The sequence below is a fragment of the Buttiauxella noackiae genome, assembly GCF_000737905.1.
Classification (GTDB): domain Bacteria; phylum Pseudomonadota; class Gammaproteobacteria; order Enterobacterales; family Enterobacteriaceae; genus Buttiauxella; species Buttiauxella noackiae.
This window is the reverse complement of record NZ_JPRU01000001.1, coordinates 266,629-291,953: the sequence shown is the minus strand read 5'-3', so window position 1 is coordinate 291,953 and position 25,325 is coordinate 266,629. Positions and strand designations below refer to the sequence as shown.

The 25,325-nt window shown below is 51.0% G+C and carries 23 protein-coding genes; 17 read left to right on the top strand and 6 right to left on the bottom strand.

The annotated features are described in order from the left end of the window. Position 1 precedes the first annotated feature (1 nt). On the bottom strand, positions 2-1,141 hold the full coding sequence (gene arnB, locus IX31_RS01245; RefSeq protein ID WP_034455329.1) for a UDP-4-amino-4-deoxy-L-arabinose aminotransferase: 1,140 nt from the start codon (positions 1,139-1,141) through the stop codon (positions 2-4). A 442-nt stretch (positions 1,142-1,583) separates the two neighbouring features. Here arnB and IX31_RS01240 point away from each other — a divergent pair, with 442 nt between their 5' ends. Together IX31_RS01240 and IX31_RS01235 are read left to right on the top strand one after the other, a co-directional pair. After that, positions 1,584-3,203, top strand: a complete 1,620-nt coding sequence (locus IX31_RS01240; RefSeq protein WP_034455328.1) for a phosphoethanolamine transferase — start codon at positions 1,584-1,586, stop codon at positions 3,201-3,203. A 72-nt stretch (positions 3,204-3,275) separates the two neighbouring features. Further along, complete coding sequence (locus tag IX31_RS01235; protein WP_034455327.1) at positions 3,276-3,752, top strand: WbuC family cupin fold metalloprotein; 477 nt, start codon at positions 3,276-3,278, stop codon at positions 3,750-3,752. Between the two features lie 9 nt (positions 3,753-3,761). Here IX31_RS01235 and IX31_RS01230 read toward each other — a convergent pair whose 3' ends face one another. The 5 genes from IX31_RS01230 to IX31_RS23355 form a co-directional block, all read right to left on the bottom strand. Next, positions 3,762-4,799: an ABC transporter ATP-binding protein gene (locus tag IX31_RS01230; RefSeq protein ID WP_034455326.1), complete on the bottom strand. Its 1,038-nt coding sequence runs from the start codon at positions 4,797-4,799 to the stop codon at positions 3,762-3,764. A 1-nt stretch (position 4,800) separates the two neighbouring features. Next, positions 4,801-6,303: an ABC transporter permease gene (locus IX31_RS01225; RefSeq protein WP_122973998.1), complete on the bottom strand. Its 1,503-nt coding sequence runs from the start codon at positions 6,301-6,303 to the stop codon at positions 4,801-4,803. 98 nt (positions 6,304-6,401) lie between these two features. Continuing rightward, positions 6,402-7,418 (bottom strand): iron ABC transporter substrate-binding protein, encoded by a 1,017-nt coding sequence (locus tag IX31_RS01220; RefSeq protein WP_034455324.1) that lies wholly within the window; start codon positions 7,416-7,418, stop codon positions 6,402-6,404. Between the two features lie 264 nt (positions 7,419-7,682). Continuing rightward, positions 7,683-7,922 carry a DUF2164 domain-containing protein gene (locus tag IX31_RS01215; protein ID WP_034455323.1) on the bottom strand — a complete coding sequence of 80 codons (240 nt, stop codon included), beginning with the start codon at positions 7,920-7,922 and terminating at the stop codon, positions 7,683-7,685. Positions 7,923-7,978: 56 nt separating this feature from the next. After that, on the bottom strand, positions 7,979-8,536 hold the full coding sequence (locus IX31_RS23355) for a helix-turn-helix transcriptional regulator (RefSeq protein WP_157837354.1): 558 nt from the start codon (positions 8,534-8,536) through the stop codon (positions 7,979-7,981). Between the two features lie 726 nt (positions 8,537-9,262). Between IX31_RS23355 and IX31_RS01205 the strand changes: the two genes are divergently transcribed. The 15 genes from IX31_RS01205 to IX31_RS01135 are packed head-to-tail and all read left to right on the top strand — an operon-like array spanning position 9,263 to position 25,314. Next, entirely contained in the window at positions 9,263-11,713 is a 2,451-nt protein-coding gene (locus IX31_RS01205; RefSeq protein ID WP_034455321.1) for a beta-glucosidase, read from the top strand. A gap of 53 nt (positions 11,714-11,766) precedes the next feature. Continuing rightward, positions 11,767-12,555 (top strand): type II secretion system protein GspC, encoded by a 789-nt coding sequence (gene gspC, locus IX31_RS01200; RefSeq protein ID WP_051880457.1) that lies wholly within the window; start codon positions 11,767-11,769, stop codon positions 12,553-12,555. A gap of 8 nt (positions 12,556-12,563) precedes the next feature. After that, complete coding sequence (gene gspD / locus IX31_RS01195; RefSeq protein ID WP_051880455.1) at positions 12,564-14,525, top strand: type II secretion system secretin GspD; 1,962 nt, start codon at positions 12,564-12,566, stop codon at positions 14,523-14,525. Continuing rightward, positions 14,518-15,996, top strand: coding sequence for a type II secretion system ATPase GspE (gspE, locus tag IX31_RS01190; RefSeq protein WP_034455320.1), 1,479 nt, complete (start codon positions 14,518-14,520; stop codon positions 15,994-15,996). The genes gspD and gspE overlap by 8 nt, the downstream gene beginning before the upstream one ends. Before the next feature lie 2 nt (positions 15,997-15,998). Continuing rightward, positions 15,999-17,219 carry a type II secretion system inner membrane protein GspF gene (gspF, locus tag IX31_RS01185; protein ID WP_034455319.1) on the top strand — a complete coding sequence of 407 codons (1,221 nt, stop codon included), beginning with the start codon at positions 15,999-16,001 and terminating at the stop codon, positions 17,217-17,219. Positions 17,220-17,231: 12 nt separating this feature from the next. Next, entirely contained in the window at positions 17,232-17,666 is a 435-nt protein-coding gene (gspG, locus tag IX31_RS01180) for a type II secretion system major pseudopilin GspG (protein ID WP_034455317.1), read from the top strand. Continuing rightward, on the top strand, positions 17,666-18,181 hold the full coding sequence (gspH, locus tag IX31_RS01175) for a type II secretion system minor pseudopilin GspH (RefSeq protein WP_034455315.1): 516 nt from the start codon (positions 17,666-17,668) through the stop codon (positions 18,179-18,181). The genes gspG and gspH overlap by 1 nt, the downstream gene beginning before the upstream one ends. Continuing rightward, complete coding sequence (gspI, locus tag IX31_RS01170; RefSeq protein WP_034455313.1) at positions 18,178-18,540, top strand: type II secretion system minor pseudopilin GspI; 363 nt, start codon at positions 18,178-18,180, stop codon at positions 18,538-18,540. The genes gspH and gspI overlap by 4 nt, the downstream gene beginning before the upstream one ends. Next, positions 18,537-19,148, top strand: a complete 612-nt coding sequence (gspJ, locus tag IX31_RS01165) for a type II secretion system minor pseudopilin GspJ (protein WP_034455312.1) — start codon at positions 18,537-18,539, stop codon at positions 19,146-19,148. The genes gspI and gspJ overlap by 4 nt, the downstream gene beginning before the upstream one ends. Beyond that, a complete protein-coding gene (gene gspK / locus IX31_RS01160) occupies positions 19,145-20,122 on the top strand; it encodes a type II secretion system minor pseudopilin GspK (protein WP_051880452.1) in 978 nt (325 codons plus the stop codon). Before gspJ ends, gspK begins: the two co-directional genes overlap by 4 nt. Continuing rightward, the gene (gene gspL / locus IX31_RS01155) at positions 20,119-21,567 is read left to right on the top strand and encodes a type II secretion system protein GspL (RefSeq protein WP_034455309.1); all 1,449 of its coding nucleotides are present in this window, start codon (positions 20,119-20,121) and stop codon (positions 21,565-21,567) included. Before gspK ends, gspL begins: the two co-directional genes overlap by 4 nt. Further along, positions 21,564-22,304 carry a type II secretion system protein N gene (locus IX31_RS01150; RefSeq protein ID WP_034455308.1) on the top strand — a complete coding sequence of 247 codons (741 nt, stop codon included), beginning with the start codon at positions 21,564-21,566 and terminating at the stop codon, positions 22,302-22,304. The genes gspL and IX31_RS01150 overlap by 4 nt, the downstream gene beginning before the upstream one ends. 24 nt (positions 22,305-22,328) lie before the next feature. Then, positions 22,329-23,906 (top strand): ExeA family protein, encoded by a 1,578-nt coding sequence (locus IX31_RS01145; protein WP_034455306.1) that lies wholly within the window; start codon positions 22,329-22,331, stop codon positions 23,904-23,906. Continuing rightward, positions 23,903-24,478: a general secretion pathway protein GspB gene (locus IX31_RS01140; protein ID WP_034455304.1), complete on the top strand. Its 576-nt coding sequence runs from the start codon at positions 23,903-23,905 to the stop codon at positions 24,476-24,478. The genes IX31_RS01145 and IX31_RS01140 overlap by 4 nt, the downstream gene beginning before the upstream one ends. A 5-nt stretch (positions 24,479-24,483) precedes the next feature. Continuing rightward, positions 24,484-25,314, top strand: coding sequence for a prepilin peptidase (locus IX31_RS01135; RefSeq protein ID WP_034455302.1), 831 nt, complete (start codon positions 24,484-24,486; stop codon positions 25,312-25,314). The last annotated feature ends 11 nt before the right edge of the window (positions 25,315-25,325 follow it).

Below are 25,325 nucleotides of genomic sequence, written 5' to 3'. Positions count from 1 at the left end.
ATTATTTTCCTGCAACTTCGCGTAATGCATTGATTACGCGTGAGACGTCGTCATCTGACATCGTTGGAAATAACGGAATGGAACAAATACGATCGCTGTTCCATTCGGTATCAGGCAAAGAGAGTGTTGGGTAGCGTTCGCGGTAGTATTTTTGGGTATGAGCGGCCCGGAAATGTAACCCAGTGCCAATGCCCTTCTCTTTTAAAGCCGCCATAAATTCATTACGGGAAATGCCGCAACGCGATTCATCAATACGTAAAATAAAAAGATGCCAGGCATGTTTATGTGCCCATTGAGGATGAATAAGGGGTAAATAAGGCGTATTGACCAACTCAGCCAAATAACGTTCAGCTATTTCAGTACGCCGCGCATTATGTTGTTCAAGTTTGTTTAACTGCACCAGAGCGATGGCGGCATTAATATCAGCGAGATTGTATTTGTACCCTGGGGTGATAACTTCTGCTTGTGGCGCACGCCCTAAGGTCTGGCGGTCAAAAGCATCAACACCGAGCCCGTGAAACTTCAGACTACGCATCCGGTTTGCAAACGGCTCGTCATCAGTAACGATTAACCCACCTTCAGCACAAGTCATGTTTTTAATGGCATGGAAGGAGAAAATTGCCGTCCCACGGTCGCCGACATGTTTGCCTTTATAGTGGGTTCCAGCGGCATGTGCGGCATCTTCAATTACAGGGATTCCGTGGCGTTCACCTATCGCGCGGATAGCGTCGATATCGGCTGGCACCCCCGCGTAGTGCACAGGAATAATGGCGCGTGTGCGTGGCGTAATGGCTGCCTCAATGCTTTCAGGTGTCACCATCAGGGTGTCGCGGTCAACATCAATCATCACCGGTTCGGCGCCTAGCAACACAATCATGTTCAGTGTTGAAACCCAGGTTAAAGAAGGGGTGATCACTTCATCACCAGCCTGGATTCCCAACGCCATTAATGCCACATGCATACCCGCAGTGGCGGAGCTAACTGCAATGGCGTGTTTATTGCCAGTTAACTCGCAAAATGCCTGTTCGAGCGCCTGATTTTTGGGACCTGTTGTTATCCAACCGGACTGCAAAACTTCACTCACTGCAGCGAGTTCTTCTTGTCCCATAGCGGGACGCGAGAAGGGCAGAAATTCACTCATTGGATATCCCTGTTATTAAGTAGAAACTTTATTAATCATGAAGCAGGTTAATTAAATAAAAGCACAACATGAATGATTCGCAATGCTGCTATCTAAACCACTGTTAAATTAAAACCAACTTAGCAGAGATTTCTTAGGCCAATATTAAGACATGCACAATTTAAATAAATAATTCGTGACAAACATCGGATAATTAAGTTCATCAAATTGTCATAAAAATAAAAAAACCAAAAGGTTCCCCACTTTTCTCCTTTATATGCATTCATTTAATTTCCGTTTGATTTTTATCTTGCGCAAAACATTAAGGTTAAATTAAGGTTGGTCGTCAATAATCATACTCGCACATGCACCGCTGGTGGCCTTCGGTAGAAACTCCGTTGGCATCCCCATCCCACTGGCCTGTGTAACAATAGTATAAAAAATGAACCTGTTGGAGATGTTAATGCCCGTACTTTTCAGGATGAAGGTCATCCCGCTGATTTTACTCTTGGCGGTGGTCTTTGCCTTCTTACTCAACTGGCCCGTATTACTGCATTTTTACAATATTTTGACCCATCTTGAGCATGTAAAAATCGGTTTCGTTATCTCCATACCCTTCGTGTTGGTAGCAGCTCTTAATTTTGTCTTCATGCCCTTCTCTATTCGCTTTCTGTTGAAGCCATTTTTTGCACTGCTGTTAATTACAGGCTCAATGGTCAGTTATTCCACGCTGAAATATAAAGTGATGTTTGACCAATCAATGATCCAAAACATCATTGAAACAAACCCGCAAGAAGCGCATTCCTATCTGAATGGTTCCATTATTTTGTGGATTCTGCTAACCGGCGTACTGCCTGCTATCTTGTTGTTTTTGATTAAAATTGAATACCCATCTAAATGGTATAAAGGCATTGCATACCGTCTGCTATCTATGGTGGCATCGCTGGCGCTTGTTGCAGGTGTGGCGGCACTTTACTACCAGGATTACGCCTCTGTCGGGCGTAACAACTCAACGCTTAACAAAGAGATTATTCCGGCGAACTACGTCTACAGCACCGTTCGTTATCTGAAGGATACGTACTTTACGACCAAAGAACCCTTCCAGACGTTGGGCGACGATGCCATACGCGTTGCCAATAAAGAAAAGCCAACGCTGATGTTCCTGGTTATTGGTGAAACTGCCCGCAGCCAGAACTTCTCAATGAACGGTTATTCGCGCGACACGAACGCTTTTACCAGTCAATCTGGCGGCGTTATCTCATTTGCTAATGTGCACTCTTGCGGTACAGCCACCGCGGTTTCTGTGCCGTGCATGTTCTCGAATATGAATCGCACTGATTATGACAGCAACAAAGCCGCAAACAGTGAAGGCTTGCTTGATGTCGTACAGAAAACAGGGGTTTCGCTGCTCTGGAAAGAGAACGATGGTGGCTGTAAAGGCGCGTGCAAACGCATCCCTACCATTGAGATTAAGCCAACCGATAACCCAAAACTGTGTGACGGTAATACGTGTTATGACGATGTGATGCTGGAAAATCTTGATGCCGAAGTGGCTAAAATGGCCGGCGACAAACTGATCGCCTTCCATATGATTGGCAGCCACGGCCCAACTTATTTCCAGCGTTACCCGGCTGAACATCGCCATTACATGCCTGAATGTGCGCGCAGTGATATTGAGAACTGTACTCAAGAGCAGTTGGTTAATACCTACGACAATACCATTCGTCATACGGACTATGTGCTGGCGCAAATGATTGAAAAGTTGAAGCAATATAGTGACCGTTACAATACCGTGCTGCTGTATGTTTCCGATCATGGGGAGTCGCTAGGTGAAAATGGCCTGTACCTGCATGGCACGCCGTACAAACTGGCGCCGGAGCAGCAGACGCACATCCCAATGCAAGTGTGGATGTCACCAGGTTTTATTGCCGAAAAACATATTGATATGACGTGCCTGAAAAATAACGCGGCTAAAAACCAATACTCTCACGACAATCTGTTCTCGTCAGTACTTGGCCTTTGGGACATTAGCACCAGCGTGTACCACCCGGAAAGCGACATATTCCGTGGATGCCGGAGTTAACTCACTGCACTCAGAGGCATAACGCTTTGCGGCAACCTGTCACGGTTGCCGCATCACTTTATAAAGGCTTATATGAAACAGATTACTTTCAGTGATATGCAACAGCAAAGTGAGCTTGCTGCAAACTCCCCTCGTTTACGCGCTCACCGTAATTTTCATCCCGAATTGAACGACCCGGTGCAGCGACTGGCTGTAGCTATGGAGCCAGGAACCTATGTACGCCCCCACCGCCATCCACACACGTTTGAACTGTTGATAGCGCTCAGTGGCCGTTTTCTGGTCTTGAATTTTGATGATTCCGGTACAGTGACTCACCGCGTTGTTTTAGGTGAAGAGTGCAAGGCGCTGGAGATGGATGCAGGATCCTGGCATACCGTGTTGTCGCTGGATAAAGGCGGTGTGATTTTTGAAGTGAAACACGGTGGCTATCAACCCATTGCCGAACAAGACGCGGCCAACTGGGCCCCCGCCGAAGGTGAAGCGGGCACCGCTCAATTAATGAAATGGTGCGCGCAAGCCCAGGTGGGTGACGGCGGTTTTACACGGTAATTGCCAACCTTAATCCGCCAGCACACAAGCATGGCCATTGACGGCCAGTTTCACCCCCATCCCTACTCGCCAGTTTTGTTGGCTGATGGTTTTCACCTGCAAAGGCATCGGCCAACCGGGTGATGCCAGCGTCAGCGTTGACAGGTAACCGGTAAAATCCACATCAACAATCGTCACAACAGGCTGAGGTTCCGAATCTGCCTTAAGTGGCGAAATAACGACTTGTTCCGGGCGCAGCATAATACGCCTCTTGCCGCTAAAATTAGGGTTATCCGCCGGAATATTCCCCAGCTCACAACGAGCAAAACCATTACTGATCTGCGCGTTAAAAATCAACGCATCGCCAAGAAACAGAGCGGTGGCCTCATCTACGGGCTGCGAATAGACCTCAACGGGTGACCCCACCTGCGTAAAGCGCCCATCACGAATTACCGCAATCTGGCTGGCAAAAGAGAGTGCTTCATGTTGATCGTGCGTGACCAGAATAGAGGCGACGCCGGCATGGGTCAGTAATTCAGCCGTAGCTTTGCGGGTCGCAGCCCGCAGCCCGGTATCGAGGGCCGAAAAAGGCTCATCCAACAGCATCAAAACTGGCTCTTGCGCCAGTGCCCGAGCCAGCGCCACACGCTGCTGCTGCCCGCCAGAAATCTCATGCGGCCAGTGGTGTTGAAGTCGGCTGTCGAGTGACACCAGCTCCATCAGTTCCGCCACGCGTCTGCGGTTCTCATGTTTTGAGCCATTCAAACCGTAGGCAATGTTATCACCCACTTTCATATGCGGAAAAAGCGCGCCTTCCTGCGGCACAAAACCAATTCCACGCTGATGTGCCGGAATGAAAGTGTTTTCGTCAAAAAGCGTTTTACCGGATAGCGTGATTCGCCCGCTATCCGGTGTTTCAAAACCGGCGAGAATCCGCAGTAAGGTGGTTTTCCCCGAGCCTGACGGCCCCACAATCACCGTACGACTTGAAGGCAGCACTGACAAACTCAGATGTTCCAGTACCGATGTCTGACCAAATTTTTTAGAAATATTCGCAAGTTCAATCATCTTACAGACCCGCTAGTTTTTGAGACTGCACGTAAAGAATTCCCGTCAGCGGCAGCGAGATAAGAATCATCAGCAACGCATAAGGTGCGGCGGCAACATAGTCTATTTCGCTGGTCAGCGCCCAGAAGCCGGTCGAGAGCGTACGTGTGCCCAATGGCGACAATAAAAGCGTTGCAGTTAATTCGTTGGTTATGCCAAGAAAAACCAGTGCTGCCCCGGCAGCAGCGCCTGGTGCCGCAAGCCGCAAAGTGATACTGCTAATGGCCTGAGCCTGAGTTTTACCTAAGCTGCGGGCTACGTTTTCCAGCTCCACGGGGGCTTGAGCAATACCAGCCCGCAGGTTGATTAACGCCCTGGGCGTAAACATCAGCAAATAAGCCAGAAACAACGTGATTTCCGTCTGATAGATAGGACGCATGTAATGAATAGTCACAGTCACTAACGCCAGGGCAACAACAATCCCCGGCAGCGAGCTTGTAAAGTAATTACAGGCTTCAAGCACACGAAACAGCGGGCGCGGGTGACGCACTGACAGCCAGGCAATAGGGACCCCGGCGAGAATAATAAGCAGCGCACCGCCTGCTGCCAGCAGCAGGGTCTGGCGCAGTGAAAGCCAGAGATCGGCATGATTCCAGTTTTCTATACCGCCCAACCACAGCCAGCGGCACAACACTGCGAGCGGGACAGCTAACGCAAGCAATATCACAGTAAGGGAAAATAGCTGGCCCAATACACGTAACGGCACATTCAGATGCAGGCGATTTTGTTCGCGTGGCGATCCGGCGCCCACGCGGGCATAGCGTGCTTTACCCCGCGTCACACCTTCAAGTGTCAGGAATACCAGGCAACATAGTGCCAGTACGCCTGCCAGCATATTCGCCGCAGGTCCGCTGAAGGTGGACTGGAACTGGTCGTAGATAGCCGTGGTGAAGGTATCGAAACGGATCATCGCATACAGTCCATACTCCGCCAGCAAATGCAGCGTGACCAGCAACGCCCCGCCCCAAATCGCGAGCTTTAGTTGCGGCAGAACAATACGGAAAAAGACCGCCCAGGGCGGTGTACCCAACGAGGCGGCAACGTCTTCCAGCGTCGGGTCAAGGCGGCGTAAAACAGCCGCAACGGGGAGATAAATAAAGGGGTAATACGCCAACACAGACAAAAATACGCCCGCTGATAAGCCGTGTATTGATGGCACTGCGCTGACCCAGGCATAACTTTGCACAAATGCAGGAATCGCCAGCGGTGCGACGGCAAGCATCGACCAGATGCGCCTGCCCGCAAGCGTGGTTCGTTCAGTCAACCAGGCAAGTAACGTCCCCACCGCCACAGACAATGGCACGGTAATAACCACCAGCAGCAACGTGTTGCTGAGAAGTTCAGCAACACGCGGGCGAAATATGAGTGCCTTAACCGTTTCCCAGCCAGTATCAAAACCGATAAACACAACAAAAGCAGGCGGTATCAGCGCAAGCATCGAGAAGAAAATCGCCAATAACACCATCACAAACGCGGGCCGGCGTTGTGCTGTACGGCTGCTAACATTGAGATTATCGGTAATATTGACTGCTGACATCAGGCACTCATCGCTATATTAAAGAATCAAAGAAGGCCAGCTTCAGTCATTAAATCAATGACTTTTTTGCTGTTGAGCGAAGATGCTTCTACTTTAGGTGCATCCAGATCTTTGAGCGGAACCAGTTTCGGGTTAGAAGCAGCATTTACGCCAACTGCATATTCAAACGCATTGTTAGTGCGCAAAGTGTCCTGACCAGATTTACCCGTGATCCACTTCATGAATGCCTGAGCCTGCTGCTGGTGTTTGCTTGAAGCCAGCACGCCGCCACCAGAGATGCTGACAAATGCGCCCGGATCCTGGTGTTTAAAATAGTGGAGTTCGGTGTTTTTGCTGTTTTCGCCAGTTTTAGCCTGGTCAACAAAACGGTAATAGTGGTAGATAACCCCGCCGTCGATCTGACCCGCGTTGACCGCTTTCATCACGGTGCTGTTGCCTTTATAGGCCACGAAATTGGTTTTCATCGCTTTGAGCCACTCAAGCGTCGCCTTTTCACCTTTCAATGCCAGAACAGCACTGACGATAGCCTGGAAATCAGCGCCTGACGGAGAAGCAGCCCAGCGCCCTTTCCACTCAGGTTTAGCCAGATCCATTAAGGATTTCGGCAACTGCGCTTCGCTCAGTTTTGCCGGGTTATAGACGAATACGGTGCTACGTGCGGCAATGCCAATCCAACGTCCATGCTCAGGGCGATAAGCTGGCGCAACCTGTTCCAGCGTGCTTTTATCCAGAGGCGCGAACAATTTAGCGTTATCAACCAGCACCATCGCCGGGGAGTTTTCAGTCAGAAATACGTCTGCCGGAGACTTGCTGCCTTCCTGAACCAGTTGATTACCCAGTTCGCTATCACCACCATTACGCAATGTGACTTTAATGCCGGTTTCTTTCGTGAAACCGTCAACCCACGACTGAACCAGATTTTCATGCTGTGCGTTATAAACCACAATCCCTTCGTTGTTATCGGCCGCACCGGCGAACGGGGTCATCAAAACCGAGGTAGTCACCATTGCGATTGAGCACAGGGACGATACGCCAAATTTCATAAGTTAATCCTTCATAATAATGAGTACATAACACCAGAATGCATAGCGAAGCGGATTAAACCACAGCAAAATGTGAATGCTAATGAAAATGGTTATCATTTTTAAACAAAGGTGAAAAATATGGCAGAACGCAACTTTACTAAGATAAAAATCCTGGTTGGGCGTTGAGGTGGGAACGAAGATTAAAAAAACCTTAAGAACAAACGGCTAAATCGGGCGTGTTTGAACGGGAGCTTCCATGTTCCATACTTTAACCAGGGTCTTTTACAGGATTTTCTTCAGATCCATCTCTTCCTGAATACGTTCACAATAGGTCGCATGTGTTTTGATAGCTTCATCAATACCCGCGTTATACAACGCTGGCCCAAGCTCTTTAATGACAAAATCCGTGAAAAAATCCGCATCAAACTGTTCAAGCGTCAGGTCAAAATTCGCTTCACAGTAATCCACCAGCTTTTGCCTGATGTCCTCTTTCTCGCCCACATTGAGTTTAATTTCAGCCATTACATTTCCATATATCCGAGGGGTTTAATGCAATTTAACGCCCTCAAGGGCACGCATCAACAGCCGCGCTCACAGCCCCGGCCTTTATCCCGAAACTGCAATGGAGAAAGCTGTACATGGCTCTTAAAAAAACGCGAGTAAACGGAATGCGAAGAGAACCCCAGGCAGTCGCTGATCTCCTGAATTGAGAGTGTCGATTCACGCAGCATACGCATCGACAGTAGCAACTGTTGCTGATGTAGCAGTTGAGTGAAGGTTGCAGACTCAAGTTGCAGGCGGCGGTTAAGCGTCCAACGACTCATCCGCAGCTCCTGGCATACTTTTTCCAGTATTGAATTTGCTGATGTTTCCTGCCCTGACAAATAATACTGCTCAATCAACGTATTCACCGCCGCTGTCAGCGGTGGCTCTTTGAAAATTTGTTTTTTGAGTGCACTGACATGGCTCTTTTGTAAGCGGTTCAACAGAGGGTTAAAGGATGCGTTTTCGCAATCCAGATAGCCGTTTTCCAGAATAATGGCGTCGTGCTCCTGGCGCAGCAAACAGGTTTTGTTAAACAGATCGTTCACCAGTGCATGATGATGCACCGCTGAATCCGTCAGCTCTATTTGCATACTGAGGCCGGGGGAATAACTCTTCAATATGCTGCCAAGTAACACCAGATTAAAGATGGCTGAAGGATTATTAACAGAGTGCGGCGCCCGGTTTTTATATCTTATACGGGTATGTGACTGCCCTTTTTCTATAAAAAGATCATCACAATTACCAATCAAGAACCGGTTATCGGAAAAACTCCATAATGCTGACTCCAGTGTTTTTTCATTCAGACACAGGCCTATTAACTCAGGAAAAATAGCATGGGAATGTTCAACGCTATTAATGTAAATAGTTTCCGGAATAGCACTCCCATAAAGCGTTTTATTAAGCCCACTAATTTTAGCCATTAATTGATAATGGTTATGTTCAGTAATACGTCCGTAGGGTTTGTCTATTTCATGAGTTGACAATCCCAACGCCCCTAACAAATTATTTGTGTCAATTCCTTTTTGACGTAAATTATTAAGACTTGTCCTATAAATTGAATTAGATACGCTTCTGGTAAGCATGTGGACCTTGCACAAAGTTGAACGTTAATATTGTTTTTGTAATGTTAATGTATTGTAGCATCCTGCATTATTTTGAGATACCGCTCACAAAAAAAAGCCCTGCTCCCAGGAGCACAGAATTAGCTTTCCATTGCAAAGTCGCCCGCTATTTATCTGGTTATTATTCCGCAGTTGTTGATGTACTTACCTTTGCGAACCCTGGATATATACCCTACATAAATAAGGCCAATAACAATGGAATCCTTAAGCGTTAAATCAAAATTGAATACCCTGACAATCTGTCTCACTCTGGCATTAGCTGGAATGGTTTCTGGTTGTAATGACGACGATGATGACGACAACCAGGAAGAACCGCCCGTCTCACAAGTAAAGGACGCTGCGTATTACCAAAAAATGGCCAAAGAAGCCGCAGGTAAAATGAGCGTTGAAGAAAAACTTAATATGGTTGTTGGGCCAGGAATGGATATGGGGAATGGAGAATTCCCGGCAACCAATAATAAAAATGATGTATCCGGCGTTGCCGGTTATATAAATGGCGTAAAAAGCGACAAGCTGGATATTCCTGCGGCAAAATTAGCCGATGGCCCGGCCGGGTTGCGTATTAATAGTACTCGTAGCGGCAGTTCTGAAACTTTCTATGCCACCGCCTGGCCAATTGGTTCTTTGCTGGCTTCATCCTGGGACACAAAATTAGTGGCTCAGGTGGGTAAAGCAATGGGCGAAGAAATTAAAGAATATGGTGTCGATTTTATTCTCGCACCAGGCATGAATATTCAACGTAACCCACTGAACGGGCGTAACTTTGAATATTACTCTGAAGATCCACTGCTGAGCGGGAAAATTGCCGCCGCCATGGTTGACGGTGTGGAGTCAAATCAGGTCGGCACAACCATTAAACACTTTGTTGCCAACAACTCAGAAACCAACCGTAACGCCATTGATACCATCGTGTCGCCGCGCGCCATGCGTGAGATTTACCTGCGCGGTTTCCAGATAGCGGTAGAAGAAGCGCAGCCGTGGGCGGTGATGTCGTCGTATAACAAACTCAACGGCACTTACACCAACGAACGCCGCGACCTGCTGACTGATATTTTGCGAAATGAGTGGGATTTTAAAGGGCTGGTCATGTCCGACTGGCTGGCAGGAACCCCGCAATTAACGGGCTGGAAACAGCTAAAAGCCGGTAATGACCTGATTGAACCAGGTGGATTTACCGACCCGGTAACCGGTGCTTTCAACAATACTGGTGTGCTGGCCGCACTGAAAGATTCTTATAAAAAGGGGGATATTAGCGAAGCGGATGTCACGGTTAACGTGGAACATATTCTCTCGCAAGTCTTCCAGTCCCCTTCTTATAACAACTACGCCGCGTCCAATAAACCTGACCTCGAGCAGCACCGTGTGTTAGCACGCCAGGCTGCGGCAGAGAGCATGGTGTTGTTGAAAAATGACAACCAGGCGCTGCCACTAACACCACGCCTGAAGCTGGCAAGCTTTGGGGTTAGCCAGATTGAAACCATTAAAGGCGGCACCGGTAGCGGCCAGGTTAACAATGAAGCGACCGTTATGCTGTCAGAAGGGTTGCAACAGCAGTACACCGTCGATGAATCGCTAACCTCATTCTACCGTGACTACTATGCGCAAAATAAAGTTGAGCATCCGGGCTTTGTGGCCTCAATTGGCACCTACTTTACCTGTGACGACCCGGCAATTGACCCGGCAGTGGTTGAAAGTGCTGCCCAGAACAATGATGCAGCACTGATTACCATCGGGCGAATCGCGGGTGAAGGTGTGGATCGCACTAATACTCGTGGCGACTACCTGCTAACCGAAAATGAACTCAATTTGATTCAGAATACGTCTGATGCATTCCATGCCGCAGGCAAGAAAGTGGTTGTCGTGCTGGATGTCTCTGCCATCGTCGATACCAGCGAATGGGCCGATAAAGTGGATGCCATTTTGCTGTCATATCTGCCAGGCCAGGAAGCAGGCTTTGCTATTACCGATGTCCTCTCAGGCGTCGTCAACCCTGGGGGCAAACTGGCACAAACCATTCCGCAGTCTTATGCCGATGTCCCTTCCGCAACCACCTTCCCGGGTAAAGACACCAACGGCGACGGCACACCGGATGAAATCTCTTATAACGATGACATCTACGTCGGCTACCGCTACTACAGCACCTTCAGCAAACCGGTTGCCTGGCCGTTCGGCTACGGACTTTCCTACACCACCTTTGGTTATGACGGTGCGGCAGTTGAGTCGAACACCCTGAGTAATGGCGCAAAAGGTGGCGTCACGCTTAGCGTTTCGGTGACCAACACCGGCAACGTTGCCGGGAAAGAAGCCGCTCAGGTCTATATCAGCGCACCAGAAGTGAAGCTGAAAAAACCGGCTCTCGAGCTTAAATCCTTCAGCAAAACAGACAGCCTGCAACCTGGTGCAAGCCAGAAGCTGACCTTCACTATCCCTGCCAAAACGCTGGCAAGCTTTGATCCGCAAAAGAACCAGTGGATTGTTGAGCCTGGCACCTACAAGGCCTGGGTATCTCCTTCTTCCGACGTAACGGGCCGTGAACCTGTCACCTTTAACGTTAGCGAAGAAATTGTGGTTAGCAACACCACTCCGGGTGCACTTGCACTCCCGGCGGGTGTGAACGCCGCTGATTTTGTCACCGTGAGCCAGTAAGTCCATCCAGGGCGAGTTCGTTCTCGCCCTGGTCAATAAGGCAATAAGTGTTAATGAGTAAACCGGTGTTCAGGCTGAGTTTTTCTCAGCCATTTTTAGCGCAGATGGTGACAGTGGTATTGCTCTGCGGCCTCGGCTATCAGCTGGCTGTGCTGACATGGTGCATAGGTGAAATGCTTTTTCCGCAAGCACCACTCCCGGCTCAGGCTCAAAACGGTAACCACCAGGCCGCACCTGCTGAAATCAGGTTCAGCACGCTATTCCCAGCCAGGGATAAAGAGATCGCGCCAGCGGCAACGCTCTCCTCGCTAAAAGTGCGGCTGGCCGGGGTGATAGTCAGTAGCTCACCTGAAAATTCACTGGTGATAATTGAGCAAAGCGGCCATCAAAATAGTTACGGTATTCATGATGTTATCGACGGAACGCAGGCAAGCATCATCGCTATTAAAGATGACCATGCTGAACTGCTTAACGGGGGGCAGCATGAAATTCTGCGGATGTATGACGACGCTGTGACAAGCGCACCTGACGCACTTGCCACCGCCAGAAATCAGTTACTGAAAGAGCCGAAAAAATTGCTGGAGATGGTGGCAATCACACCGGTGAATAAAGACGGCGTGATGCAGGGGTATCGCCTTAATCCCGGCAAAGAGGCCACGCTTTTTGAGCAAAGTGGATTACAGCCCAACGATTTGGCAATCGCCATCAATGGCTTTGACCTACGCGCGCCGCAAGAGGCCGCAAAGTTTATGGCCCAGCTCAGTGAATTAACGCAGCTTGATATCACCGTTGTGCGTGATGATGCTGAGAAGAGTATTTTTGTAGATTTATCAATAAAGTAAGGTTGGGTATGTCATTACAAATAACAAGAATTGCCCAGAGCCTCACTCTGCTGATGGCTCTTTTGCCTGCTGCCTGGGGAGCCAATTACAGCGCCAGTTTCAAAAGTACCGATATTCAGGAATTTATTAATATCGTCAGTAAAAACCTGCATAAAACCATCATTATCGATCCCGCCGTGCGCGGTGTCGTTAACGTCCGCAGCTATGACTCGCTCAATGATGAGCAGTATTACCAGTTCTTCCTTAGCGTGCTGGATGTGTACGGTTTCGCTGTGGTGCCTGGGGCCAGTGGTGTGCTGAAGGTGGTGAAATCTGTCAATGCGAAAACCGCCGCCATTCCGCTGGCGGATGATTACCATGCAGGAACCGGAGACGAAGTGGTGACGCGCGTTATTCCGGTGTCAAACGTCGATGTGAAAGAACTCGCGCCACTGTTGCGCCAGCTTAACGATAACGCCGGGGCCGGGAATGTGGTGCATTACGAGTCCTCCAATGTGCTGCTGGTGACCGGGCGGGCAGCGGTAGTGAATCGTCTGGCAGAAATTGTGCGCCGCGTAGACTCAGCCGGTAATCAGCAATCTGACATCATTAAATTAAAGTACGCCTCTGCACGTGAGATGGGTTTAATCCTTAATGGCTTAAATAAAAATGATCGTAAAGGCAGCGGTCTGGTACCGAACGTGGTGGCTGATGAACGCACCAACAGCGTGGTTATTTCTGGCAGTGCACAGGGCCGCCAGCACTTAATCACTATCGCCCGCCAGCTAGACCGTGAAGAGCAAAACCAGGGGAACACACGCGTTTTTTATCTTAAATACGCTCAGGCGAAAAACCTGGTTTCGGTACTGAGCGGTGCAAACTCATCGCCATCCCAACCCGCCAAAGGGGAAACCGCACCTGCCAGCACGGGTGCCGGTGCCAGCAGCACTACCTTTAACGGCAAAGAGGTCACCATTGTTGCCGATGAACAAACCAACTCGCTGGTTATCACCACCCAGCCTGATGCCATGCAGGCGCTTGAACAAATCATCAATCGTCTTGATATTCGCCGCGCCCAGGTGTTGATTGAGGCGGTCATTGTAGAGATGCAGGATGGCGACGCGCTTAATTTCGGCGTGCAGTGGTTTAACGAAAACGGCGGTGCTACCCAATTTACCAGCACCGGGCTGCCGATAAGCGCGGTAGTGGCGGCTGAAAATAGAAAAAACGGGTCTTCAGGCAGTGCTGCCTTACTGAGCAGTTTTAACGGTATCGCCGCCGGTTTTTATAACGGCAATTGGGGCGGGCTGGTCACCGCACTTGCCAACAACTCACGCAGCAATATTCTCGCCACGCCAAGCATCGTGACGCTCGATAACAAAGAAGCGGCCATAAACGTGGGCCAGGAAGTCCCGGTTATTACCGGCAGCCAGGCCAGCACGACCGGCAGCGTGTACAACACCGTCGAGCGTAAAACGGTAGGCACTAAGCTCAAAGTCATCCCGCAGATTAACGATGGTGAAAGTGTGCTGCTTAATATTGAGCAGGAAGTTTCAAGCGTTGCCTCTGCCAGTTCCGTCGACTCATCTTCAGCCGGGAGCGATCTGGGCGCGACGTTTAACACTCGCACCATCAGCAACGCAGTAATGGTCAGAAGCGGAGAAACGGTGGTGCTCGGTGGCCTGCTGAACAACCAGACCACCGAGAGCGTCAGCAAAGTGCCCATCCTCGGAGATATTCCGCTACTTGGTTATCTGTTCCGCTACAACAGCACCAGTACCAGTAAACAAAACCTGATGGTGTTCATTCATCCGGTCATACTGCGCGATGGCGCCAGTTATAACGGCGTTTCCAATGAAAAATACCGCCAGTTCCGTGACGAACAAAAGTCCGATCGTCTCAATCGCGATCCTCTTGCCCTTCCCTCTCCTGACCTGACTCTGCCAGCAACACCGGGTGCCCGCCCACGCGGAGGGTTCTTCAATGAGTGAGGAAAAAAAATGGGTAAAGCTCCCCTTTAGCTTTGCCCGCGATCACGGCGTGCTGGTGCAGTGGCAAGATGAGGCGCCAGTGCTGGTACATCATGGCGAACTCAGGCCGCAAATCCTGTTAGAAATACGTCGTGTAATGCGCCAGTCATTTTCCGTTAATACCGTCGCCGCCGCGCAGTTTGAGCAACTCCTCATCAAAGAGTATCAACGCGATGGCAGCGAAGCGCGCCAGTTAATGGAGGATTTGGGCAATGACCTGAGTTTCAGCGATCTCGCCGGACAGTTGCCTGGTACGCAGGACCTGCTCGATATGGAGGATGACGCGCCGATAATTCGCCTGATCAACGCCATGCTGGGCGAAGCGATAAAACTGGGCGCATCCGACATTCATATTGAAACCTATGAGTCCCGACTTGCGATTCGCTTTCGTATTGATGGTGTTTTACGTGAGGTTATCCAGCCACAGCGCCAGCTGGCGGCGGTATTTATCTCGCGCATCAAAATTATGGCCCGCCTCGATATTGCCGAGAAACGTGTTCCGCAGGATGGGCGTATTAGCCTGCGCATCGGTGGCCGGGCCGTCGATGTCCGTGTCTCAACGCTGCCATCCAGCCACGGGGAAAGAGTGGTACTGCGCCTGCTGGATAAAAACACTGTCCATCTGGCGCTTTCTCATCTGGGCATGTCAGAGGATTTGCAGCAAACCATGTCAACTCTGGTGCGTAAGCCATATGGCATCATTCTGGTTACTGGCCCAACGGGTTCGGGCAAGTCCACCACCCTTTATGCCGCGCTATCTGAAATTAATAACCACGAGCGCAATATTTTGACGGTGGAAGACCCCATCGAATATGACCTTGATGGCATCGGCCAGACGCAGGTCAATAACAAAGTCGATATGACTTTTGCCAGAGGGCTGCGCGCGATTCTTCGTCAGGACCCGGATGTAGTGATGATCGGCGAAATCCGCGATACCGAAACCGCGAAGATTGCCGTTCAGGCCTCGTTGACCGGGCATTTAGTTTTCTCAACGCTGCATACCAACAGCGCCATTGGTGCCATTGCCCGCTTGCGGGATATGGGCGTGGAGCCGTTTTTGCTCGCATCTTCACTGACGGCGGTGCTTGCCCAACGCCTGGTGCGCACACTCTGCCCTCACTGCAAAGCCCCTCAGTTGTTGGACGAGCAACAACGCCTGCGCTACGGCTTTGGGCGCGACATTACCCACCTATGGCAACCGGTCGGCGGTGAGTGCTGCAACCACACAGGCTATCGCGGGCGCACCGCGCTGCACGAATTGGTCGTTATTGATGAAGCCGTTCGCAAAGCACTTAACCACGATGCGACGGAAGATGAGCTGGAAGCGCTTATTCGTACCCGTACCCCGGCCTTGCGCGATGACGGGCTGGAAAAGGTGTGGCAAGGCGTGACGTCACTTGAAGAAGTGCTCCGCGTGAGCCGGGAAGAATAATCATGGCTGATTTCCGCTGGCAGGCGCTGGACAGTAAAGGCAAGCCAAAACAAGGTTCGCTCGAAGCAGACTCCGTCCGTCACGCTCGTCAACAACTGCGCGAAAGACAATTACTGCCTGTCTCAATTAGCGAAGTTCACGCATCAGCAAGCACTTCACGTCATTTTTCATTCCGCCGTATGCCGGGAATGCGTAAAAGTGAATTAACCCTGTTTACCCGCCAACTTGCCACGCTCCTGGCGTCGGCAATTCCACTGGAAGAAGCGCTGAATGTAGTTTCGCACCAGACGGAAAAAAACCGGGTTCAGCGCGTGATTAACGGCGTGCGTAGTCGTGTTCTTGAAGGGCAAACGATGGCAAAAAGCATGGCTGCAAACCCTGCCGCCTTTGATGATCTTTACTGTGCCATGGTGGCGGCCGGTGAAAAGTCGTCCCATCTCGATGATGTATTAATGCGGCTGGCAAATTACACCGAGCAACGCCAGCAAATGCAAAACAAGCTGCGCCAGGCGATGGTTTACCCCTGTGTTCTGACCGTGGTAGCCGTGGGAGTTATCGCCATCTTACTGGTGACGGTCGTCCCTAATGTGGTGGAGCAGTTTGTCCACATGAAACAGGAACTGCCGCTAAGCACCCGGCTGCTGATGGGATGCAGCGAGATGTTGCAACGTTTCGGCGTGCTCTTCCTGCTCACCATAACCGGTGCGGCCCTTTACTGGCGCCGCTGGTTAAAAACCCCGGCAAATCGTCTGCGTTACCACAATTTAGTGCTGCGTTTACCGATAGCCGGGAGGCTTAGCCGGGCCACCAATACCGCCCGTTTCGCCAGCACGCTCAGCATTCTCAATGCCAGCACTGTGCCGCTACTGGATGCCATGCAGATCAGTGGCGAAGTGCTGCAAAACGCGGAGGCCCGCCTACGCATCACCCTCGCCCAACAACGAGTACGCGAAGGCAGCACCTTGCGCGCAGCCTTAGAACAGACACGTCTGTTCCCACCGATGATGCTGCATATGATTGCCTCCGGCGAACGAAGCGGCACCCTGGATAGCATGTTGTCTCGCGCCGCTGACAATCAGGACAACGCATTGCAGCAGGAAATGACTCTCGCGTTGAGCCTGTTCGAACCGCTTCTGGTGGTCAGCATGGCAAGCGTGGTGCTGTTTATCGTGCTGGCGATTCTCGAACCCATTCTGCAACTAAATAACATGATCAGTCATTGAAAAGGAGTCGTTATGCATAAGCCTCAGCAGCAAGGTTTTACCTTGCTGGAAATTATGGTGGTGATCGTCATCCTCGGCATTCTTGCCAGCATTGTGGTGCCGAATCTGATGGGGAATAAAAATCAGGCCGACCGACAAAAAGCGGTCACCGATATTGTGGCACTCGAAAATGCGCTGGATATGTACACCCTCGACAATGGGCGTTACCCCACCACCGAGCAAGGTTTAGATGCGCTACTCAACAAACCAGAAGCCGCGCCCGTACCGAAAAATTACAAACAGAATGGCTATATCAAACGCCTTCCGGAAGATCCATGGCAAAACGCTTATCAGCTGGTCAGCCCCGGCGAGCATGGCTCGGTTGATATCTTTTCCGCAGGCCCTGATGGGCAAGCGGGTAATGATGACGATATTGGCAACTGGGATATGAACGGAGCCAAAAGCTAATGACCCAGGCTACGAGCAACCGGGGATTTACGCTTATCGAAATGATGCTGGTAGTGGCAATCATCGCTACGGCATCAAGTCTGGTTGTGATGGCGTTACCGGCAAACTCCCCACAAAAACAGGGGCGCGAAATGCTGGCCCGGCTTGCCGATGCCATTCCTGCGCAACGCATGGAAGCCATGGCTCAGGGTTCGTTATTGGGCCTGAGCATCAAGGCTCACGGCTATCAGTTTATGGTGCAGGACTCCAGCCGTTCTCGCGGCTGGCGGGCTATATCAACGATGCAGCAACCTGATGGCGAAACCATCACATTGCAACTGACACAACAGGATCTACTGCTTGATGAATCGCCAGTAGATGAACGAGACGATAAACCACAGCTGCTGTTGTTTCCCGGCGGTGAAGTCACCCCTTTTGAACTGCGCGCCTTCGCGCAAAAAAAAGCCATTGCGACATTAATTGTCAGCGAAGCGGGTGAAGTGCAGCTGGTCGATGCTACGGACACCACACCATGAAGCAACATGGAATGACACTACTGGAAGTGATGGTGGCAATGGTCATTTTTGCCGGTGCCAGTCTTGCATTAATGAACAGCCTCAGTAGCCAGATGATGGCGCTGCAATCGATGGAAGAGAGCGTGTTTGGCAGTTGGGTGGCAGAAAATCAGATGGTCGATCTGCGCCTCGCTGGGGGGTGGCCAGCACTGGAAAAGGTTTCTGGCAAAGAGCAGTTCGCCGGGCGTAACTGGTACTGGCAACGTCTGGGTGAGACAACGCGAGATCCATTGTTACGGGCCGTTGAAATCCAGGTGCGAAGCAAACCGAACGACGATCCGCGCATTCAATTGCGCAGCTATTTTTTCCGCCAACCATGAACGGCAATCAGCGTGGTTTTACGCTACTGGAAGTGCTGGTCGCATTGGTGATTTTCGCCCTGCTAAGCCTCACGGCTCAGGCGGTGTTCCAGGGAGTATTACGTAACAACGCCGTGATCCAGGCGAAAATCTCGCGCCTGACCGAACTCAGTTTTGCCATGCAGCAATTGGAAAATGACTTTACTCAGAGCTTCCCACGCACCGTGCGTGAAGCGGGAGCGCCGGGGAGCACAATGTTTAGCGCAGCCGATGGCCTACTGCAAAGTAAAGGTGATGGTGTGATGTTTACTCGCAGCGGTTGGTTTAACCCCGATGCCCGTTTGCGCCGCAGCGAACTGCAAAAACTGGGCTGGCGTTTACAGGGTTCACAGCTTGAAAGAGTGACATGGCGTTACCCGGATAACCTACCGGGCACCGAGCCTAATCAAACGGTGGTGCTGAAATCGGTGCGGCAATTTCGACTGCGTTATTACCGCGACGGCCGCTGGTTAACACAATGGACGGCGACACGCGAACTGCCACAAGCGGTGGAAGTCACGCTGGACTTGCCCGATTACGGGGTCGTTACGCGGCGCTTTCTACTGGCCGCAAGTGAGAATGGCCGATGAAATATCAAAGAGGTATGGCTTTGCTCGTCGTCTTACTTTTGCTTTCTGTTATGGCTCTGCTGGCTTCGCAAATGACGGTTCGTTACCGGCAGATGTGGCAGCGCAGCCATACGCTACTGAGCCAATTACAGATGCATGAGTATCTTCTGGGAGGTGAAGCATTCGTCGCCCGAGTGCTCTATCAGGACATGTTAGATAGCCCACAAAAAACCTCCCGCGCGCAGTATTGGGCGACACAGCAAGAGGTCTGGCCGATTAACGAAGTTGCGCTGCGTGCTGAAATCCGTGATGAGCAAGCCTGCTTTAATCTCAACAGCCTGCAAAACCATGACGAGAATAACCCGGACAACATGGCCCAGTATCGCGAACACGTATTTGTCTCACTACTACAGAGTCTTGAGGTAGACAACCTACGCGCCCGGCAGCTCGCAGCCACCGTAGAAGACTGGTTGGATGCCAACAGTGACCCGCAGCTATCAGGGGCAGAAGACCATGACTACATGGCGCTTAATCCGCCCTATTTGCCCGCTAACCAACCAATGAGACACCTGAGCGAATTACGTGCCGTTAAAGGTATAAATGGCGAGTTATATCAAATGCTCACTCCATTCGTTTGCACACTTCCTGAACGCTCTCTTGCGGTGAATATCAACACGCTTGAGGAGTCACAGGCCCCGCTGTTGTCAGCACTGTTTCTCAATATCCTGTCCGTGCAATCAGCCCGCGAGCTGATTAAGCGTCGCCCGGTGGAGGGCTGGACAAGTGTCGATGAATTTTTAGCCCTTATTCCTGGCGGCGATGAGCGAATTGCCGGGCCTGAAATCTCCCGCTCACTCACGGTAAACAGTGACTATTTTGTCTCGTCACTCACCATCGAAAACCCACAACAGCACAGCCGAATGATCAGCCATTTTTATCGAACAAGCGACCGCAAGGTTAGCGTTCGCAGCCGTGAAACAGGAGTGTGGCCATGAGTGAAACGTTATTAATCCGCCTCGCAAGCCATGCACATCAACCCATGTTCTGGTGGCTATTCTCCACAGACGATCGGCTGTTATTTTCCGGCGAAGTGCCCGATGCCGCAGCGCTCGCAAGCTTGCAGGAATACACCATTGGCAATCAGGTGGTGGCGTTGGTGCCAGCCTGTGATTTGGTGCTGCGTTCCGTGAATTTGCCGGGGAGACTGACGAGCAAAACGCGCAACGCGCTGCCTTTTCTACTCGAAGATGAGGTGGTTGAAGAGCCGTCCCGATTGCATGTGGCAGTACTTGCCCACGAATCACCATCAGTCCATCTGGCTGCGGTGGAACACACCTTAATGCAGGAGTGGCTGCGTTGGCTGGATGAAGCAGGTTTGCAAGCCAGCCGGATGCTGCCTGATGTTTTGGCGCTGCCGCAAACTGTAGGCGGGTGTCGCTGGCCACTCAATGAACAGCATCTGATTCGTGAATCGCGCTGGCAAGGCATGGTGCTTGAAGAGGAATTGATAGCCTGTTTACCCCCAACGCAAGTTTCCGGGTGGCAAACTTCAACCCAGGCCCTGCCGCTGCGCGCGGTCCATCTTCCGCCCGTCACCCTGTTGCAAGGCACATATTGCCCACAGAAGAAAAAAACCGGCAGCTTCGGTGTGTGGCGAACGCCGGTATTTTTGCTGGCCGCAAGTCTGATCTTGATACTTGCAGTCCGCGGGGTCGAGAGCCTTAGCCTGAACCACCAGCAATCACTGATTCAGGAGCAGATGGCAGCTGTCTACCGCCAGGCCTTCCCCGGTAGTAAACCGGTGAGTGACCCGTGGTTTGCATTTAAAAAGAAGATGGAGGGGCGAAACAGCCAATTCCTGCCTTTTGCCCGAACACTTGATAGCGTGCTTCCCTCTACTGTTCGCGTGCAAACATTACAATTTAATGCCGCTGAAAAGGAGTTGCTGGCACAACTCTCCGGCACATCAGCCATTGCATTACAGGCTATAGAACAACGAATTCCAGCTGGTTTCTCACTACGCATCGATGAGGAGCACACCAGAGCTGGCATGGTTACGGTCTATCTCAACCGTAAGCCAACACGCCAAAAAGAGCATCAACCGGCAATGCCACGTCTTGAGCAAATGAAGGCACAACTGGTCCAAATGCAAAGTGAGATTGGGCAAAAACCGGCGATTTCACAGCCAGTCACTAATATGGCCGATGTCATAACCCGCACCAGTATCCAGGCTCACCTTCCTGCCCCACCAGTGACGCAAAACGACAACATGCTTGAAATCAAATACGCCACGCCACTGCCTTTTGCCTCGCTGGCAAACTGGCTACAAACCCTTGAAGTCCAGTATGGCATTGTCGCGCAGCAGGTTGAGCTGACCGATAAAGGCCAGGGCAATGTGCAAGTGGAACGTTTAGTGCTATCCGGGCGTAGCCACTTATGAAAAGACAATATCTGCTGCTGCCATTGGTGCTGGGTTATCTGCTGGGACTGCTGTTGATGATACCCGCCCGCTTTGTCATCGACTGGTTGCCTTTGTCATCAGGAGTCTCATTACAGGGTGTCAGCGGCACCCTCTGGCAAGGCCAGGTGCAAACCTTAGCGTTGGGCAAACAACAGGTTGGCCCGATTAGCTGGAACTGGCGTAGCACAGCATTGCTCGAGGGAAAGATCGCGGCAGATATTGCACTGGCCGATCCTCGCATAATTAGCGGACGCGGGATTATTGGCTGGAACGGCGAATGGAGTATCCAGGAGGCTACGCTGCGTTTTCCGGCGGCGGTTTTGGGCAATGCCATGAGCCTTTCAGCCAAACTTGGTGGTGAGGTCAGCGCTCATCTGACCCAGCTTCGTTTTACCCCTCGCAACTGTATTGAGGCGCTGGCCGATGTGCGCTGGAGCAATGGGAACCTGGTGGATATCGCCGCCACGGTGAATACCGGCGATACCCGTCTGCGCATCAAGTGTGTGAACCAGCAATGGCTTGCCGATATCACGCAAACATCCGAACAACTCCATAGCAAAGGGCAGCTCAGGTTACAGGGAGAACAACAGTATCGTTTGCAAGGAGAGGTCACGCCCGGCGCGACTTTCCCCCCCGCATTATTGATGCTACTGGCGCAAAGTGCCGGCCATGAATCACAGGGCCGTTATACATTCGAAACATCAGGGCGTTGGTAAGCGCCCGTAAAAGGAACATGAACCATGTACCAGGATTTTTTCGCGCTGAATGCGGCACCCTTTACGCTTTCACCCGATCCCGATTATCTCTATCTTGGCCCGGTGCATCGGGAAGCGTTGAATCTGCTGCATCGCACCGTTGCATCAGGCGGTTTTATGACTCTTGTGGGTTCACCCGGCACCGGGAAAACCACCCTGACCCGCCATATCTGTCTGCATGCGGGCGTGGAAACCGAAACGGCATATTTGATTGCGCCGTTAAATTCCCCAGCAGCTCTCACGACGCAAATTTGCCGTGCGTTTCATTTGCCCGATGAAACCGATCTGGAGACCTTTTTACGTCATAACCACCGGGGCCGAAAGCAAGCGGTACTGCTCATTGATGAAGCACAGCATCTCACCGAGGCCCAGCTTGAAGCACTAGGCGCATTGACCAATATTGAAACTGACGACAAAAAATTGCTGTCGATTGTACTTATTGGCCAACCGGAACTCGAAGATAACCTTAACGGTTCGCGCCTGGTTCAGGTAAAGCAGCGTGTGACAGCACGCTATTTCCTCACACCGCTGTCAACAGAAGATGTGGATGCGGCAGTGCGGTTTCGCCTGCAAAAAGCGGGCTGTTTGCACCCTATCTTTTCGCGCGGTGCCATCAGTGTCATTACCCGTATCAGTAAAGGGATTCCACGCATTATCAATCGGCTTTGTGAACAAATGTTAGTGGATGCCGCTGTGGAAAGACGCTGGCGCATAACCTCCTCGCATGCCGTGCAGGCTGCTCACAAGGTCACAGGGCGGGTAGATATTGGTGGAATGCCCGGAATTATCAGCCTTATCGCAGGCTGCATGTTTGCGTTTGTTGTTGGTGGGTTTGTCTGGAAACAGTGGGGATGGTTGCCGCAACCGGAAGTACGCACTGTTAACATTCCGGTGAGTATTGCCCCGGATCCAAAGGTTCAGGCGTCGTTTGCAGCGTCTGTGAATAAGGCCCGTAATCAGAGCGCTGCATTTTCGTTGTTGAGCGCAACATGGGGTTATGACAGTGCGGATGAGCTATCGCCATGCGAGACAATATCCCCCACAGGGCTGCGCTGTTTTCGCACTTTTGGCAAGTTAAGTGAGTTAGTTTCCCTGAATTATCCCGCCGTCGTGCATCTTAAAGATAAGACTTATGGCCATTGGTTTGCGGTGCTCAGCCACGTTAACGGTAGTAAGGCATCACTTCTTTTCGCCAACCAGGAATGGGAGGTTTCACTGGACTGGCTTAATCAGCGCTTTCAAAAAGATGCCACGTTAATCTGGCAAATGCCTGCCAGCGGCGCGACTCATGTGACCAATCATAGTCCGGCAGAAGATATAGAGTGGCTAGCCCAAAGACTTACGACAGCATTGAAAACGCCGGTGAGTGAAAAGAGTGCGAAAATTCAGGCGGGGATCCTCGCATATCAAAAATTGCAGCATCTGCCTGCTGATGGGATTGCAGGAGAGCAAACACTATTGCGTCTGAGCAACCAGCCAGGCATGGATATTCCCACCCTTGACGGCACCATTCCTGCCCGTGACCAGACGGCAAACAAGACAACAGAGCAGGAGAAACCATGAACCTGTCACTCACTCTCAAACCACACTCGAGGTTGTCAGCCAAAGGGTTTCTGATTTTAACCTGGTGTTCAGGGCTAACCTTTGCGGCATTCTCAGGGGCTGCGGCCTGCTACGGCTGGTACAGCCTGCATAATCTGCCCACGGTCAAAAGAGTTGAAGTCCCTCACCAGGCCCCACTCCCCTGGCGTATTGTCAGCAACACGCTGGCGTTTAAGACACAACCTGTGCCTGCGGAACCAGAGGAAGAATCGGAAGCAATTCCAGAGGAAGAATCATCAGAGGTTGAAGAACCGGGCAGCGCCGTGTCGGATGAAAAAATGGCGGATGACGATACCTATCCAGGCCTTGAGCAGTTATCCGAAGATGCGCGGCGGCGAATGCCCTCCATCAAATACAACGCCCACGTGTATTCCAGTGAAACAGGTAAAAGCGTTATCAATCTTAACGGCAACGATTACCACGAAGGAGCCGCTGTAGGTGCGGGAGTAAAACTGATGAAAATTGAACCTGATGACAGTATTTTCTCGTTTGAAGGGCAAACGTTCCGCGTAACGGCTCTGTCGGACTGGTGAATGTGATGATGTTACTTGAGTTGGCTTCTTTCTACCCCATGGCCTGGAGTGCAATGTTGGGTGTTCTGGGGTTGCTGATTGGTAGTTTTTTAAATGTCGTGACCTGGCGTTTACCGAAAATGCTCACCGACCAATGGCAGGATGAGGCCTTGCTTACCCTCAATATCCCAGCCCCTTCCCGGCCGACCTATAATTTGTGCTGGCCACTTTCAACATGTTGTTGTTGCCAGCATCCGATATTACGCCGTGATTTGATTCCGGTCTTGAGTTGGTGCCTGTTGCGCGGGAAAAGCCGTTGCTGCCAGCAACCCATTTCCGCGCGATACCCGCTGGTCGAATTAACCTGCGCGGTGTTATTTATCTTTGCAGGCGTGCTATGGCCGCCAGGATTACAGCTTGCGGCGAGTTTATTTTTTATCTCCGTATTATTAACACTTGCCATTATTGACGCGCGGACGATGTTATTACCCGATGTCCTGACCCTACCCTTAATCTGGTGTGGTTTACTGGTCAATTTTAACGGTTGTTTTGCCTCGCTACAGGATGCCGTGGCGGGTGCTATCTGCGGTTATCTGGCGTTTGCCTTTTTGTCGGTCATTTTTGCGAAATTGACCGGGAAAGCCGCACTTGGCGGTGGCGATGCTAAATTATTGGCGGCTATTGGTGCCTGGCTAGGATGGGAAGTTTTGCCACAATTAGTCATGATTGCGGCTATTAGTGGCTTATTGGCGGCGGTTATTATGCATGTAGTAAAACGCCAAAAGCTAAACCAGCCAGTAGCCTTTGGCCCCTGGCTCACTCTTTCTGCAGGTTATTTTTTGTTTCTCACAACTTAATATTTAGGCTG